The organism is Synechococcus sp. 8F6, assembly GCF_002252665.1.
Lineage (GTDB): Bacteria > Cyanobacteriota > Cyanobacteriia > PCC-6307 > Cyanobiaceae > Cyanobium_A.
In genome coordinates this window covers 1-12,732 of record NZ_NQKZ01000025.1, presented here as the reverse complement: position 1 = coordinate 12,732, position 12,732 = coordinate 1, and the positions used below count along the sequence as shown (strand labels likewise).

General features: G+C 59.1%; 19 protein-coding genes and 2 pseudogenes. 11 read left to right on the top strand and 10 right to left on the bottom strand.

Annotation, left to right across the window (positions count from 1 at the left end):
• On the bottom strand, positions 1 to 463 hold a 463-nt coding region (locus CJZ78_RS14500), incomplete at its 3' end, for a helix-turn-helix domain-containing protein (protein WP_143592841.1).
• Entirely contained in the window at positions 427 to 933 is a 507-nt protein-coding gene (locus CJZ78_RS14495) for a transposase (protein ID WP_143592840.1), read from the bottom strand. The genes CJZ78_RS14500 and CJZ78_RS14495, both read right to left, overlap by 37 nt.
• A 40-nt stretch (positions 934 to 973) precedes the next feature.
• Between CJZ78_RS14495 and CJZ78_RS12605 the strand changes: the two genes are divergently transcribed.
• Both CJZ78_RS12605 and CJZ78_RS14490 read left to right on the top strand, forming a co-directional pair.
• Complete coding sequence (locus CJZ78_RS12605; protein WP_233128783.1) at positions 974 to 1,384, top strand: siphovirus Gp157 family protein; 411 nt, start codon at positions 974 to 976, stop codon at positions 1,382 to 1,384.
• An 85-nt stretch (positions 1,385 to 1,469) separates the two neighbouring features.
• Positions 1,470 to 1,922: pseudogene (locus CJZ78_RS14490) on the top strand (RAD52 family DNA repair protein); the annotation flags it as partial.
• Positions 1,923 to 2,129: 207 nt separating this feature from the next.
• Here CJZ78_RS14490 and CJZ78_RS14485 read toward each other — a convergent pair.
• Positions 2,130 to 2,297, bottom strand: a complete 168-nt coding sequence (locus CJZ78_RS14485) for a hypothetical protein (RefSeq protein ID WP_233128784.1) — start codon at positions 2,295 to 2,297, stop codon at positions 2,130 to 2,132.
• A gap of 9 nt (positions 2,298 to 2,306) precedes the next feature.
• On the opposite strand from CJZ78_RS14485, the gene CJZ78_RS12595 reads away from it, so the two are divergent.
• On the top strand, positions 2,307 to 2,525 hold the full coding sequence (locus CJZ78_RS12595; RefSeq protein ID WP_094561669.1) for a DUF433 domain-containing protein: 219 nt from the start codon (positions 2,307 to 2,309) through the stop codon (positions 2,523 to 2,525).
• Between the two features lie 36 nt (positions 2,526 to 2,561).
• Here CJZ78_RS12595 and CJZ78_RS12590 read toward each other — a convergent pair whose 3' ends face one another.
• The 3 genes from CJZ78_RS12590 to CJZ78_RS12580 are packed head-to-tail and all read right to left on the bottom strand — an operon-like array spanning position 2,562 to position 3,170.
• A complete protein-coding gene (locus CJZ78_RS12590; RefSeq protein WP_198953907.1) occupies positions 2,562 to 2,735 on the bottom strand; it encodes a type II toxin-antitoxin system HicA family toxin in 174 nt (57 codons plus the stop codon).
• Positions 2,736 to 2,933 carry a type II toxin-antitoxin system HicB family antitoxin gene (locus CJZ78_RS12585; protein ID WP_094561668.1) on the bottom strand — a complete coding sequence of 66 codons (198 nt, stop codon included), beginning with the start codon at positions 2,931 to 2,933 and terminating at the stop codon, positions 2,736 to 2,738.
• Positions 2,934 to 2,975: 42 nt separating this feature from the next.
• The gene (locus tag CJZ78_RS12580) at positions 2,976 to 3,170 is read right to left on the bottom strand and encodes a hypothetical protein (protein WP_094561667.1); all 195 of its coding nucleotides are present in this window, start codon (positions 3,168 to 3,170) and stop codon (positions 2,976 to 2,978) included.
• Between the two features lie 70 nt (positions 3,171 to 3,240).
• On the opposite strand from CJZ78_RS12580, the gene CJZ78_RS12575 reads away from it, so the two are divergent.
• The 5 genes from CJZ78_RS12575 to CJZ78_RS12555 all read left to right on the top strand — a co-directional run bounded on the left by CJZ78_RS12575 (position 3,241) and on the right by CJZ78_RS12555 (position 4,872).
• Positions 3,241 to 3,468: a DUF433 domain-containing protein gene (locus CJZ78_RS12575; protein WP_094561666.1), complete on the top strand. Its 228-nt coding sequence runs from the start codon at positions 3,241 to 3,243 to the stop codon at positions 3,466 to 3,468.
• Between the two features lie 66 nt (positions 3,469 to 3,534).
• Complete coding sequence (locus tag CJZ78_RS12570; protein ID WP_233128782.1) at positions 3,535 to 3,861, top strand: DUF5615 family PIN-like protein; 327 nt, start codon at positions 3,535 to 3,537, stop codon at positions 3,859 to 3,861.
• 53 nt (positions 3,862 to 3,914) lie between these two features.
• The gene (locus CJZ78_RS12565; RefSeq protein WP_094561664.1) at positions 3,915 to 4,199 is read left to right on the top strand and encodes a galactose oxidase; all 285 of its coding nucleotides are present in this window, start codon (positions 3,915 to 3,917) and stop codon (positions 4,197 to 4,199) included.
• Between the two features lie 10 nt (positions 4,200 to 4,209).
• A complete protein-coding gene (locus tag CJZ78_RS12560) occupies positions 4,210 to 4,491 on the top strand; it encodes a DUF1651 domain-containing protein (RefSeq protein WP_094561663.1) in 282 nt (93 codons plus the stop codon).
• 72 nt (positions 4,492 to 4,563) lie between these two features.
• Complete coding sequence (locus CJZ78_RS12555; RefSeq protein ID WP_094561662.1) at positions 4,564 to 4,872, top strand: hypothetical protein; 309 nt, start codon at positions 4,564 to 4,566, stop codon at positions 4,870 to 4,872.
• A 440-nt stretch (positions 4,873 to 5,312) separates the two neighbouring features.
• On the opposite strand, the gene CJZ78_RS12550 is transcribed toward CJZ78_RS12555, so the two are convergent.
• The 3 genes from CJZ78_RS12550 to CJZ78_RS12540 are packed head-to-tail and all read right to left on the bottom strand — an operon-like array spanning position 5,313 to position 6,887.
• On the bottom strand, positions 5,313 to 5,867 hold the full coding sequence (locus CJZ78_RS12550; protein ID WP_094561661.1) for a DUF4236 domain-containing protein: 555 nt from the start codon (positions 5,865 to 5,867) through the stop codon (positions 5,313 to 5,315).
• Positions 5,868 to 5,870: 3 nt separating this feature from the next.
• Positions 5,871 to 6,176 (bottom strand): hypothetical protein, encoded by a 306-nt coding sequence (locus CJZ78_RS12545; protein WP_094561660.1) that lies wholly within the window; start codon positions 6,174 to 6,176, stop codon positions 5,871 to 5,873.
• Positions 6,177 to 6,197: 21 nt separating this feature from the next.
• On the bottom strand, positions 6,198 to 6,887 hold the full coding sequence (locus tag CJZ78_RS12540) for an SIMPL domain-containing protein (RefSeq protein ID WP_094561670.1): 690 nt from the start codon (positions 6,885 to 6,887) through the stop codon (positions 6,198 to 6,200).
• Between the two features lie 482 nt (positions 6,888 to 7,369).
• On the opposite strand from CJZ78_RS12540, the gene CJZ78_RS13830 reads away from it, so the two are divergent.
• Together CJZ78_RS13830 and CJZ78_RS12535 are read left to right on the top strand one after the other, a co-directional pair.
• Complete coding sequence (locus CJZ78_RS13830) at positions 7,370 to 7,678, top strand: hypothetical protein (RefSeq protein ID WP_143592923.1); 309 nt, start codon at positions 7,370 to 7,372, stop codon at positions 7,676 to 7,678.
• A gap of 231 nt (positions 7,679 to 7,909) precedes the next feature.
• Positions 7,910 to 8,428, top strand: a complete 519-nt coding sequence (locus CJZ78_RS12535) for a hypothetical protein (protein ID WP_094561659.1) — start codon at positions 7,910 to 7,912, stop codon at positions 8,426 to 8,428.
• Between the two features lie 956 nt (positions 8,429 to 9,384).
• On the opposite strand, the pseudogene CJZ78_RS12525 reads toward CJZ78_RS12535, so the two are convergent.
• Positions 9,385 to 10,973, bottom strand: a pseudogene (locus CJZ78_RS12525) (IS3 family transposase).
• A 227-nt stretch (positions 10,974 to 11,200) separates the two neighbouring features.
• On the opposite strand from CJZ78_RS12525, the gene CJZ78_RS13825 reads away from it, so the two are divergent.
• The gene (locus tag CJZ78_RS13825; protein WP_143592922.1) at positions 11,201 to 12,550 is read left to right on the top strand and encodes a hypothetical protein; all 1,350 of its coding nucleotides are present in this window, start codon (positions 11,201 to 11,203) and stop codon (positions 12,548 to 12,550) included.
• Positions 12,551 to 12,732 lie beyond the last annotated feature (182 nt).

Here is a 12,732-nt window from a genome sequence, read left to right as displayed (position 1 = left end):
CCTGGTTGGGGCGATCCGCCCTGAGACGCGGCACCGAGCGCGGTTCCTGCGGCAGCCGTGCACGCCCGCGGCGGTGGCACTGCCCTGCCTGGTGCAGCACCCTATAAAAGCTTGATTCAGAGCCGATAAAGAGGCCCTGATCGGCCAGCGCCGGCACGATCTGTCCCGGCGGCAGCGAGGCGTACTCCGGCTGATTACACGTCAGCAGGATCCGCTGTCGTTCCTCCTCGCTCAGGCGGTGACCCACCAGGCGGTCACTGCCTTTACGGCGATCCACGCCGTCCCCATCACCACCAAAGGCCTTGCGCCAGCGTTTGAGGGTGCGCAGAGAGATCCCGATCTCGCAGCAGGCAGGCACCAGAGCCGCGCCAGCGGCATTGGCCTCGCTGATCAGCTCGATCGCCTTCTGCCGGTGCGCGGCACTGGTCAGCCTTCCGCGTCCTCCGAACAGAAGGCTTCCCACTTTTTTCGCAGCACCAGCAAGGCCGCCATCTCCGCCATGGCCTTCTCCTTGCGCTGTAGCTCTTTCTTGAGAGCCTTGATCTCCCGCTGGTCCTGGGCGCGGAGCTTCTCGAGCTCCTTCTGCTCTTTCAAGGTGAGCACTGGCTTTGCGTTGGCATCCTGGGCAGCCTGCCGCCAACGCTCCACCTGCTCAGGAAACAGCCCCCGCTCCCGGCAGTAGCCACTGAGTTCGGTGGCATTCAGGCCAGCGCTCTCCAGCACCACCGTGAATTTGTCGGCAGCACTCCAGCCCTCTGGTTCCTTCTCGGAAGCCGGCACCACCTCTCCCTGTAACCGCCAAATCTTTCTCCAGTTGTAGAGGGTCACCACGTGAATGCCCAGCTCTTCTGAAATCCGAGCCACGCTCTGGCGGTGCGGCGGGCTCATCCGCCTTCTCACGTCAGCCTTGACGGCCTCGCTGTAACGACGCATTGGTCATGTCCTCAAGCCCCCAGGTGTACTGATCAGAGGGGTGACATCTTTCCTGAAACCGGGGGCAGCGCTGGCTGCCAAGGCCGATGCCACCTGCTGGGTGATCGAGCACCTCCGCGGTCAGGCCGCCTATCGCCAGCAGCAGGCCAAGCGCCTCAGCGAACTAGCCCGTAGTGATGCCGGCCGGGCTGATGCGCTGGAGGAGTCGCTGGTGTTTGTTCTCACCCAGCTGCAGCCGGCGGCCACCCGCTTCTCATTCCCCAATCACGAGCTCAGCAGCCGCAAATCCCAGGCAGTGGTGATCGACGACGAGCAGGCCCTCGATTCGGAGTGGCTCGCCGTCACCACCACCAGCAAGCCGGACAAGGCCGCCATCAAGGAAGCCCTCAAAGCCGGACGCCAGATCTCCGGCGCCCAGCTCCTCTCCCGCCGCTCCTGGCGCATCACCTGATGGCCACAGGCCGTCCCGATGGGCCCGCAGCAGGACCGGGACCGCATTCCTTCCTTCCGCGTCCCACCTCACCCGGAGCACCTCCATGCGCACCACCGCCTTCTCCCCTGAACAGATCGCCGCTCTATCGGCACCTCTCGATCGTGCCAAGGTTCAGACCCGCAGCCAGGCCGGGCGGTCCCTGGCTTATCTGGAGGGTTGGCAGGCCATTGCCGAGGCCAACCGCATCTTTGGCTTTGACGGCTGGCAACGCGAAACCATCGCCGTGCAGTGCGTCGCCGAGCGCGAGCGCACCCTCGGCAGCAGCAACCGCGCCGGCTGGGGCGTCACTTACACCGCTCGCGTTCGTATCCGTGTCGGGGATGTCATCCGAGAAGGCAGCGGTGCCGGCCACGGCATCGACGCCGACCTGGGCCAGGCCCACTAGTCCGCCCTCAAGGAGGCCGAAACCGACGCCATGAAGCGGGCCCTGATGACCTTTGGTAATCCGTTTGGCCTGGCGCTCTACGACAAACAGCAGCGGGAGGTCACGAATACCGTTGCCCCTCCACCCAGAAGCCCTGTGCCGTCATCGGCACCATCGCAACCGGTGCAGAGCACCGACCTGGCTGAGGCAGGGCTTGAGCCCCTTGATCCCGCCACCGTTCAAAAGCTTCTGGCCACAGTGCGGTGTTTGCCCCGCCCCGCTCTGGAAGGGTTCACCAAGGCATTCCGCAAACGCTTCCAGGTGCCGGCCGAGGTTCCCTCAATCGCCGATCGGATCTGCCAGCGCAGGCACCACGACTGGATTGAGACGTTTCTGGTGTCGCACCGGGAGGTGCGCCTGACAGATCAGCACCAGGCTGCGGCTTAAACGCTGAGGAGGAAGCAGCTCAATGGCATCGAGCTGCTTACCCTGATAGAGATCGGCCACGATGGGGCCATGCGCACGCAAACCGGACTCGGCTGGGCTGGCTGCACCGCGGTGGAGCAGGATCCGCAGCGCGTCAGTGGTGCCTGGGTGTTCCGCGGAACTCGGATCCCGGTGGCCGCTCTCTTCGAGAACCTGGAAGACGAAGTCTCCCTCGCTGAGTTTGTGGAGATCTTCCCCGGGGTGAGCCTGGAGCAGGCCTTGCTGGTGACCGAGGCATCCTCCACTTAGAGCAGGTCTCGGAATTGCTGAGGAGTCAGGCCTGCATCACGGGCGATGGAGCCCCTTGGTGATGGCGTTGATGGGGTCATGCCGAGGGATGACCAGCCTCCTTTCGCCATTGCTCAAGATCAGGTGGCCTGACTCCCGCACGATGCGGTAACCCAGCTTCTGGAATGCGCGAACAGCGTCTTTCTGGCTGATCCCGGGCAGGCGGGGCATTCAGATCGCCAGCTCCAGTGTCTCCACTTGCTTGATGCCGGCTTCTGCTGCCTCCACCTCAAGCCAAAGACCGATGGCCTCGCGGATGTTGGCCAGGGCTTCTTCCCGGTTGTCGCCCTGCGAATGGCACCCGGGCAGATCCAGGCAACTCACCGACCAGCCCTCCTCTGTCTCCAGCAAACGGATCCTGTACGACACCGCCCGGTCCTCATGCTGACTTGAACCTAGCCAGATCCAGCCTCAGCGCTGCAGCAGCCAGCGCAGCAATGACAGGCCGATGATCAGCCCGATGCCGGTGTTCCAGAGCCAGGACGGACGCGCCGCCAACCGCTCCAACCAAGCCGGCAGCTGATAGCGCCACTGCTCCAGCGCGAGTTCCGCCAGCAGCAGCACCAGCAGGGGGATGCCAATCGCCAGCACGAGTTCGCGGAGCATCGGCAGCTCTCCTCTGCCTGAACCGTATTCAGACCAAGGCAAACAGAGTGCTTCTTTCTACGATTGGCCCATGGCGTTCCCACTCATCAGCCACGACCCCGCCGTGATGAGCGGCAAGCCCTGCATCCGCGGGCTACGGATCACGGTGGGCACCATCGTGGGCTTGGTCGCCAGTGGAAACAGTCGGGAGCGCATCTTGCAGGCCTACCCCCTGCTTGAACCGGCAGACATCGATGCGGCTCTCGCCTACGCCGCCTGGCGCATGGAAGAGCGGGAAGAGGCTCTGGTCCTGAGCTGATGGCCAGACTCCTGGTCGACATGGCTGTTTCAACGCAACAGCCTGTCGACCGAATGGATCTCGCTCTTGCAGGCCGCCGGCCATGAAGCTGTGCGTTGGTCTGAGGTGGGCGACCCGAGGGCTCCTGATACGGCCCTGATGCAGTGGGCAGTCGCCAACGACTACGCCGTTTTCACGCACGACCTGGACTTCGGGACGATGCTCGCCCTCAGCGGAGTTAATGGTCCCAGCGTGCTCCAGGTGCGCTGCATCAACGTGCTCCCTGAGGCAATCGGCACCCTGGTTCTGTCGGTCCTTCGGTCGTATGCAACCGAAATGGAGCAAGGAGCGCTGGTGGTGGTCGATGAATGCCGCGCACGGGCGCGAATCCTGCCGCTGACCAGGCGGGGCTGAACCGCCACCAACCGCAACCGTGCTAGTACAGATGTACGCATGCGAGTTGGTTCATGGGCATCCCCCTCCCGCGGCCAGCGGCTCTGGCCGCCCGGCTCGAAACCCCAGTCGAGGAGTGGCCGTATCTCGATGAAGACGTGCTGCTCAAGACCCGCAGCCGCAAGGTCTGCATGACCTGCCATTGGTTTCGCCATCACGCCGGGGTGAACTGCATCCCGGTGCTCACCTGCCAGTTGCACCAGGGCCTGATCGCCCACGGCGAGCACCTCACCAGCCGCTGCCAGGGCTGGGCCGACGACATGGTGCGTCAGCAGGGTTGGGCGCCGGAGGTGGCCTGAGCAGCTCCTCATGCACGTCGGTGACAAGAAGCGCCCGCCACTCTCCCCGCAGGACGGGTGGATCAGCGACGGCCGCCAAGTGCTGCACTTCCAACCGCTGCGCTACGACCGCTGGAGTCAGGCGTTGGAGGTGACCCTCGGGGAGCTGATCCCCGGAGAGCCTGCGCCGCTGCTGAAGCGGCGCAGGGAGCTGACGCGGGAGCAGGCGATCAGGCTCTGGGTTCAGAAGCGGCAGCAGGGTTGGCGGGCCTGTTCGCCGCAATGGATTCCGCCGAGGCCGCTGCGGGCCTGAGCTACATCGGCATCGCTGCATCGCTCAGCCGCAGGTGCCGAGCCCCGCTCGCCAAAGTGCCGCCCCTCGTCTGTGTCGCCATGCCCCCCCACCCGTGAGCAGATCCTTGCCGCTTCCGCCGGTTGGGTGGCGGTCGTGCTGAACGTGCTGCCGGGCCTGGGAGCCGGCTACCTCTATCAGCGCCGCTGGAAGGCGTACTGGAGGATCACCTCGGCCCTCGCCACCGCATGGTTTGTCGCTGGTGCCGTGCTGGGCCAGAACGCTGATGCCGCAGCAGAGACCAAGAACCAACTGCTGGGGCTGATCGGCCTGCTGGCCTTGGCCGGCGTCAGCGCCACTGAGGCCGGCCTCGCTGTGAAAAAGGTGCGTCAGGGCGGCTGACCCGATTCAGCACGCCAAACCTCCACCCTGCTCCCGTCTGGAGCCGGAGGCAATGCGTGTAATGGCCGATTGTGCGGGGAGGCAGGCGGCGCCAATCTGAGTTCAGAAATCAAGGAGGCGCCCAAAATGGACGACACGCCACCCCGCCAGTTACCAGAAGCACGCTGACTGCAGGCCCCTGCTCCAACAGTCTTCACCCAATCGTGGGCGGGTCGTTCAGCCGGGCAAGAGAGCAGCCTTCGCCGCTGATTCTCACCTTGTGCGCCTGACTGATCGACACTCCAACTGCACCGCTTTAGGTGCCCTCCGGAGAACCAATAGCCCCACACCTGGAATGTTCGGCCCCAGGTGCCAACGCCAGCAGCTTCGCCAGCCCATGCCACGCTCCAGCGTGTGATGACACGACGACCCCCGGGGCCCACCTCGGGGGTTTTGTTTTGTCAGCCCAACAATCGCTTCTCAGCCACCAGGCGCGCCGCCTCCTGCACCGCCTGGATGCAGCGCTGGGCGCGGCGTTTGGCATCATCCTGGCTCTGGGCCCGCAGCAGGTACCCCTCCATCGCCTCCGGGGTTTCGATCAAGGCCAGCAGACCCGCGGTTCGGGGCCCCAGGGAGTCATCGGCCAGCAGCCGGCACACGCTGCCGTGCTCCCACAGCAGGGCGCCGGATGATCCCGGTGCAAACAGTCCCTGCCGCAGCAGCGCTAGCAGCTCCTGTTTGAGAGCATCCAACTGGCCCGGCCGCAGGCGGCGGCTGTTGGGCAGCCCTTCCGCGCTCCCTGCAGGGATCACGGCTGCCCGTTCCGGCGTGTTCTCCACGCTCCAGCTCAGGCCAGTTCCCGGCACACCCACCGTGGTGCGCGCATCCCCACTTCGCGCGACGGGGATGTTGAACGAGGCGCCCCGGCCGCCCACCGAGATGGAGCTGAGCCCACCCTTGGCAAAGTTGAAGCGCAAGGGCCCCAGGCGAGCGGAGCGGCGGAAACGGAAGCCCATGGCTCAGCGACTCTTGACGCAGTAGCTGCCCGAGCTGAACCAACCCAACGGGCAGGAGTTGCCGGTCTTCTGGATCGCTTCCCGGTTGTTGCTGGGGCTGCTGAGGCAGTAGTTGCCCGAGCTATAAAACCCCAGCGGACAGCTGTTGCCGCTCTTCTCGATGGCGCCCCGAGTGTTGCTGCTCTTGCTGGGAACGCAGTAGCTGCCGGAGGCGTAGTAGCCGAGCGGACACCCGCCCACTTTCGGGATGGGTTGAATCGGCTGCTGGGCCAGGGCTGCCATGGGGGCGAGCGCCAGGAGTGACGGCATGAGTGCTGTTCTGGGCATGGTTCAGTCCACGCGGAAGGTCACGGCCATCACCGCCGTGATGTCCTTGTCGATGGTGCGGGTGTCATAGGAGCCGGTGTCGCTGGCCTCGGTGGAGTTGGGAGCGGTGATCTGGAAGGTGCCGGTATCCGCGTTGGTGATGGCGCCGATGCCGGTACCGGCCTCCCAGGCGATGGCGCGGGCGCGCGCTTTGGCGTCCTTGGTCGCCTTGGCGAGCATGTCGACCCGTTTCTCTCCGAGTTTGGTGAAGGTGTAGGCGGGCTCATTGATGGTGAGCGGCACGCCCTGGCCGATCAGTTGGCCGATCTGCCCCGAGATCTTGTAGATCTTGTCCACATTCCAGCTGCCGATCAGGATCGCCTGCTTGGTGGTCCAGGTGGTGGAGCGCAACTCACCGGTGCGGGGGTCGCGCACCTCCTCCTTTTCGGATTTCACCGAATCGAGCTCCATCTCATCGGGTTCGGTGCCCTGAGCTGTCAGGAACGCCACCGTCTTCTGCACCGCTGGCTGGAGACCCTGATAGGAGACTTGCTGGCTGGGGCCGCTCTGGCTCACCTCCACGGACCAGTCGACGTAGTCGGAGGTGATCCGCTCGGTGCTGGCGCCGGTCACGGTGATCGTGTCATTGGCGTTGCGGATGCCCTTCACCAGCACGCCACTGGCTGTTGTGAGGCCAAGGCCGAGCACGGCCATCGCGAAGACCAGGGGTGGTGTGCGGTTGAGGAAAGCCCAGCTGGCTGAACCCCAAACCCGAAGCTGCTGGCGGTTAGGGAACATCCGAATGGGGCCATTCTGGCGAGGGTCAATCGGGTTCAAGGCTTGTGCAGCAGATCTCCAGAACCTATTCAGGGATCCGGCCTGTGGCCCCAAAGCTCGTGCGAAGAACCCATGCCCCAAGGCAAGGGTGGCAAACGCAAGACAACGCGAGTAGGGAGCCGGAATCAAGAACGGGGCATCAGCTGCCAACCTCGCCAGTGCTGGTTAAAGCTCAATCAGCTGCGGAGCACTCCTGGTCTCATGCATGGGAATGGCCTGCCTCCTTTGGCGGTGCACACACAGCAACGCTACGAGTGCTTGATCTATGCACGCACCGAATAGACACGCTGAGATCAGTAGCTTGACAAGATAGAGAAGGATGCCTAGAGTTAAATTACTATGGCATTCCTGTGTAGAGCATGAGTCAAGATCTGATCATTCAGCAGCTAGTGAATTCCGTCAAAAAAGAGCCACGCAACAAAATCATTATTAATGCCAGTCCCCTAGTCGCCTATTCAGCGGAAGAGCTTGAGAAAGAGGTTTCTGCTGCGCAATTGGCTGAGGCTCTCTCCCACTATGAAGACGGCGATGCCTCAGAAGATGATCAGAGTTTAGTGGACGCGGCAACAAGTCTCTGCCATCAAGTTGCCAACCGGTGCTGGGGAGAATGCGAAAGCGAAGAGGATGACGAATGGTCTGAAGTAGACATTGTCGACCGAGTGGTCTGATTTTGACTCGGATAATCCCGAGGATCTCTTTGTGACCATCTATCAAGACTGAACAGCCTTGACACAAGATTGAGGCCATCAATATATTCCCAAAGCTGCTGAACCCAGTCATGGGCAATCTGGGTCGCTAACCACATTGTGCAAGAGCGATGAGATGGTGAAAGATTCTGCCAGGCCTGATGAGCTAAGCCCTTCTGCCCTGGGCTCCACTGTTAACACTTCTCGGCACCAATGAATCAGCTGCAAGAAGACATATTTAACGTGATCACCTCAATGGTCGCACTAGATGGCTTTGAGAGAATGTACCAAGACCATACCATTAGATATGGCCTCTTAAACTACATCGCTAAGTACAGCCTCGCTCGCGGCACCTATTTGGCTACAGAGGCTTCACTTGACTATCTCGACAGAAGCGGTTTCCTCAAGGATGGCAAGCTTCGCCGCGGCCTGAAATCAAAAAAGAATAAGTTTACTTATGAGCACCCCATCCCTTCCAATGTTATCGGAAGAGAGATTGTCGAGAATAGGCATAATAAACAGGAAATTTCTAATATACTTGAGTGGTCAGACAGGGTGACAATCCTTACCTCAGCAGAGAATGGCAAATTTAGTCAATTCAAGCTTGCGAACAAGATGCCTGATGGGTGGAAGTTTTTCTCAGGCAAGCCATTTGCGCGATACCTAGTCAGTGGGATCTGCATAGAGCCGCCAGCTCTTGAAATAGTCATGACTGGCCAGATAGTCAGGTAGAAGAGCGATTTCTGAGGGCCAAAATGGTCCTAACAGGATTTGCTGGAAGCCTAGAGTCTATCGCGCTAGATCATTTGGTGGCCTCCTAACGCCAAGATCAGAAGCGGGCAGTGACCACAGCAATAGCGGCTCTTCGCATCCGTCTTCTGAATCTTAGTGTTAGACATTCTCTCGGCCGAGCCAGCTCACAAGACACCATCCCACATTTATATGTGTATCCCAGGAGCAAGCAGTGCAATCTGCTTGCGAAAGTAGGAACGGCTAGCCTGCATGTTACGCCTGCCCATGTTAATGTGGGCAAGAGTGAATAGTAACAGGTTGATCAAGTAGGAAACATCACTATTGCCCAGCTCACTCTGATGCCTGTGCTTAAGCATCCACAGGCGGTTGTAGACTCGGTCCACAAGATGAGAAATGCTTTCACAGCTCTCAATTCGATGCTTGAACTGAGGCCGAGAATACGGCTCGTTCTCTAGCCAATCAGCTCTTACTGGATCGCCAAGTATGTGATCAATAGGCACACTGGCTGCAACCAGTGAATCGAACGCTTCCGTACGGAGCAACTCAATATAACCATTGGACCCATTGTCGGTTACCTTCCAAAGGCACTCGGCATTCCAATGGAGCTCGCGACTTAGGCGCTCATAAGCCAAGTGGCGGAGTGTTTTAAACTCCGACCTTTTTGACCAGTCATCCGTGGCTACTGACAAAAGCGGCCGCAACAGTGTCGAAAGGACGCCTAAAGATAGATCCATAGTCGAAGAGACACGTTGATGCCAGTATTTTCAAGTTTACCGTGGGCGAGACTAATGCGCCATGACGCCAAGGGACAGAATAAAATGTCTAACGCCAGCGATCACCTGCCCGAGAGGGCTACAGCCAAGTCAATTTAATGGGTGCATATCTTTGGTGGCGCGGGCGGTGACTGCCAGGAAAGATGACGCCCCTGCTGCTGATCAGGCAGCCACGACAAACGTAGCGGGTTGGTGTTGGATTTCCGGTGTTGGCGGATTGATCCAGACCACTTCTGGTTGACGCCAGCAGCGTGTGGATCGTGACCACCGCCTTGGATTGCGCTGACGTGCCTGTTCGTAGACGACAGCCCGGTGACGGCAGATCTCCACGGCATCACCGTTGTGACGCTGATGGGGCGTCACGAACTTGATCCCGCTGTGGCGATGCCGGTGGTTGTACCAGTCAACAAACGCCGCCATCCATTGGCAGGCAGCTTCCTTGCTGGTGAATGGCCGGCTGGGGTAGTCAGGCCGGTACTTCGCTGTACGGAACAGTGATTCCGAGTAGGGGTTGTCGTTTGAGACTCTTGGCCTGGAGAAGGACCTGAGTACACCCAGCTCTTCCAGCCGGCTCTCCAGCGTGGCGGCCCGCATGGCGTTGCCGTTATCAGCATGGAGGATCAGCGGCTGGCTGCGACCTCTACTGATCCGTTCGCGTAGGCAAGCCCTGCTCACCAGATCCGCTGCGATGGCTGGATCCTCACGCTCCGCGACATCCCAGGCCACCACCTTGCGGCTCCACACGTCGATCACCAGATAGAGGTACAGCCAGATCCCGCGAACGGTGGTGGGGAGATAGGTGATATCCCAGCTCCATACCTGGTTCGGCCTGGCAGCCCGCAGACGTGGTACCGGCCTTGGCTCCTGTGGTGGCCGTGCCCGACCGCGCCGGTGGGCCTGGCCATGGGCATGCAGAACCCGATAAAAGCTGCGCTCCGAACCGATGTAGAGCCCGCGATCCGCCAACACCGGCACGATCTGTCCCGGTGGCAGCGCCGCAAATTCGGGCTCGTTACAGGTCAGCAGGATCCGCTGGCGTTCTTCCTCGCTGAGGCGATGGACGACGTGCCGGTGGCTGCCTTTGCGGCGATCGATGCCATCACCGTGACCAGCGAACTGGCGGCGCCAGCGCTGCAGCGTGGTGAGCCCCACCCCCAGCAGCAGCGCCAGCTCATGGGCTCGGGCACCGTCAGCAATGCCCTCATCCAAAATCTGCAGAGCCTTCTGGCGGTCGTCGGGCGAGGTCAGTCGTCCCCGTCCTCTCCCCAGAAGGCCTGAATCTTTTTTGAGGCGATCAGCAGTGCTGCCGCCTCCGCCAGAGCCTTCTCCTTCCGCCTGAGCTCCTGCTTGAGCCGCTTGATTTCCCGCTGGTCCTGGGCACGGAGCTTCTCCAGCTCCTTCTGCTCTTTCAAGGTGAGCACTGGCTTTTCATTGGCATCCTGGGATGCCTGCCGCCAGCGTTCCACTTGTTCCGGGTACAGACCCCGCTCGCGGCAGTAGGCACTGAGCTCGGTGGCGTTCAGCCCAGCGGTTTCCAACACCACCGTGAACTTGTCGGTGGCACCCCAGCCCTCAGGTTCCTTCTCGGATGCCGGCACCACCTCTCCCTGCAACCGCCAGGTCTTCCTCCAGTTGTAGAGGGTGACCACGTGAATGCCCAGCTCGGCTGAGATCTGGGCCACGCTCTGGCGGTGCGGCGGACTCATCCGCCTTCTCACATCAGCTTTGACGGCCTCGCTGTAACGACGCATCGACTCGCTCCATCAAGCCCCCTTGGTGATCGAAATGGAGAGGCGTCATCTTTCCTGGCAGAGGGGGGATGAGATGATTGCGTGGCTAGCAGGTCAGCACGATGCCAAGCTGACTTGAGGATGAGCCTGGCCCATAAGCATAGAAGAACTTGCCTAGAATCTAAGCGATTGCTTGACAAGAGCTTCAATCAGCGCAAAGATTGAAACAAGTCTGTTTTTTTCAAAAAATGCAAATCAGCTCTTGCTGTATTCGCCGGTACACGGTTGGCAGCTTGCCCAAAGAACGAGAGGCGCTGGTAGCGGCTATTACAGAAATCAATAATGACAATGCTGGAATTGACGAATATGACGAATACAGCCTCTATCGATTATTCGAAGACGTTGACAATGAGCTTTATTTTGATGGACCGGAATTTAACGATGGAGATATCGACCTGGAATTAGACGATGGATCCGTTATCAGTCTTCGCACGCTCCTTCATAATGGGGCAACAATAAAATCGCTTGGCAATGTAGATGCAACCATCTCGGCTGATAATCTATACTGTTGCACTGACCAACAAGGATCAGGAGAAATTGACTTCTTGGAGTGCAGTGATACCGTGCAGGAAATCATTCACACAACTAGCCAAGCATTAGATCTAGGCAATGAGAAAAAATCTCTAGCCAACGGTCTTGTTTTGCTTACAAAAACATGGCGCACCCCATGGGACGAACTGACTATGTTCGTAGGAATCACAACATCCGAAGACAGTGATCCTGACTTCAGAGATCATTGGGGTGATGGCAGCTACTCCATGGATGTCAATTCCGAGGAAGCTGCTATTTATTCTATGGCATCAGGCCAATGGAATCTGTTGCCGGAAGTTGAGATCCTCCCAATTCTAGAAACTGCAGGGATTTCAATCAGTGATTGGTCAGAGCAAGCATCTTATCACAACATCAATAATTTTCGTTCTGCAATGGGCGCTGGCGGCTACGGCTTTGGACTTGTTCCATTTGTCCAAGACGCTATTAAAAATTTTGCTCTCACAGTCGAAGAGGTTCGCGAGATCAAAAACCAGTCATCAGATGATGCTACAATTACTGCTTGCGTAGCTTATCAACTTGGCTACGATCCAATTATAATTAATCTTCCTGATGGATGTAAGTACGAAATTCAGATTTTCGAGCCCACCGATGAGGGTGCGACCCCCAAGTCCTTGAGCAGCCAGCAGCTTCTTGATTCTATATTTATCAGCAAAATAAGGATCGACTATAGAAATGCTGACGGAAATCTACTAGGCTATACATTAAGTTATCACTGCACTGAGTGCATGGTTGATTTGTCGATTACCGGTGGCGAACAGAATGGAGCCAGGACCATAAGACTTAATCAAATAAGGGTCTCGATTCCTCTCATTGAAGAGTACGAACTGCAAGAAAAAGATTCGTGCCAATTCGTAAGCGACGAGACTTATTCTAAACGCCTTGCGGAATGGAAAGAGTTGCGAGATGCAGCCACAAGAAATGGTTGCATCAATATTGTGACTCTAGACCTTAAGCAAACCGTCGAATACTCCTGGCTTAAGATCTAGCGCTTTCAAGCTTTAGCTTTTCCCAAAGCCCAGCGATAAATCCTTATTTCACAATATGCCAGTGATCAGGCTTTATTCTCTATTACGGTGACTTTCAGGAAAGTTGTCACTCCTGGGCTGCTATTCAGGCGGCCTGGATTAAGGGTAGCGCCAGGGTCGGGTTTGGCTCCTCTGTTGGCTTA

Bases quoted from the DNA above. Each gene is read 5' to 3' on its own strand.
- CJZ78_RS14495 (WP_143592840.1), bottom strand. From the start codon at position 933: ATGCGTCGTTACAGCGAGGCCGTCAAGGCTGACGTGAGAAGGCGGATG.
- CJZ78_RS12595 (WP_094561669.1), top strand. From the start codon at position 2,307: ATGCGCACGCAAACCGGACTCGGCTGGGCTGGCTGCACCGCGGTGGAG.
- CJZ78_RS12590 (WP_198953907.1), bottom strand. From the start codon at position 2,735: ATGCCCCGCCTGCCCGGGATCAGCCAGAAAGACGCTGTTCGCGCATTC.
- CJZ78_RS12580 (WP_094561667.1), bottom strand. From the start codon at position 3,170: ATGCTCCGCGAACTCGTGCTGGCGATTGGCATCCCCCTGCTGGTGCTG.
- CJZ78_RS12575 (WP_094561666.1), top strand. From the start codon at position 3,241: ATGGCGTTCCCACTCATCAGCCACGACCCCGCCGTGATGAGCGGCAAG.
- CJZ78_RS12565 (WP_094561664.1), top strand. From the start codon at position 3,915: ATGGGCATCCCCCTCCCGCGGCCAGCGGCTCTGGCCGCCCGGCTCGAA.
- CJZ78_RS12560 (WP_094561663.1), top strand. From the start codon at position 4,210: ATGCACGTCGGTGACAAGAAGCGCCCGCCACTCTCCCCGCAGGACGGG.
- CJZ78_RS12550 (WP_094561661.1), bottom strand. From the start codon at position 5,867: ATGGGCTTCCGTTTCCGCCGCTCCGCTCGCCTGGGGCCCTTGCGCTTC.
- CJZ78_RS12545 (WP_094561660.1), bottom strand. From the start codon at position 6,176: ATGCCGTCACTCCTGGCGCTCGCCCCCATGGCAGCCCTGGCCCAGCAG.
- CJZ78_RS12540 (WP_094561670.1), bottom strand. From the start codon at position 6,887: ATGGCCGTGCTCGGCCTTGGCCTCACAACAGCCAGTGGCGTGCTGGTG.
- CJZ78_RS13830 (WP_143592923.1), top strand. From the start codon at position 7,370: ATGAGTCAAGATCTGATCATTCAGCAGCTAGTGAATTCCGTCAAAAAA.
- CJZ78_RS12535 (WP_094561659.1), top strand. From the start codon at position 7,910: ATGAATCAGCTGCAAGAAGACATATTTAACGTGATCACCTCAATGGTC.
- CJZ78_RS13825 (WP_143592922.1), top strand. From the start codon at position 11,201: ATGCAAATCAGCTCTTGCTGTATTCGCCGGTACACGGTTGGCAGCTTG.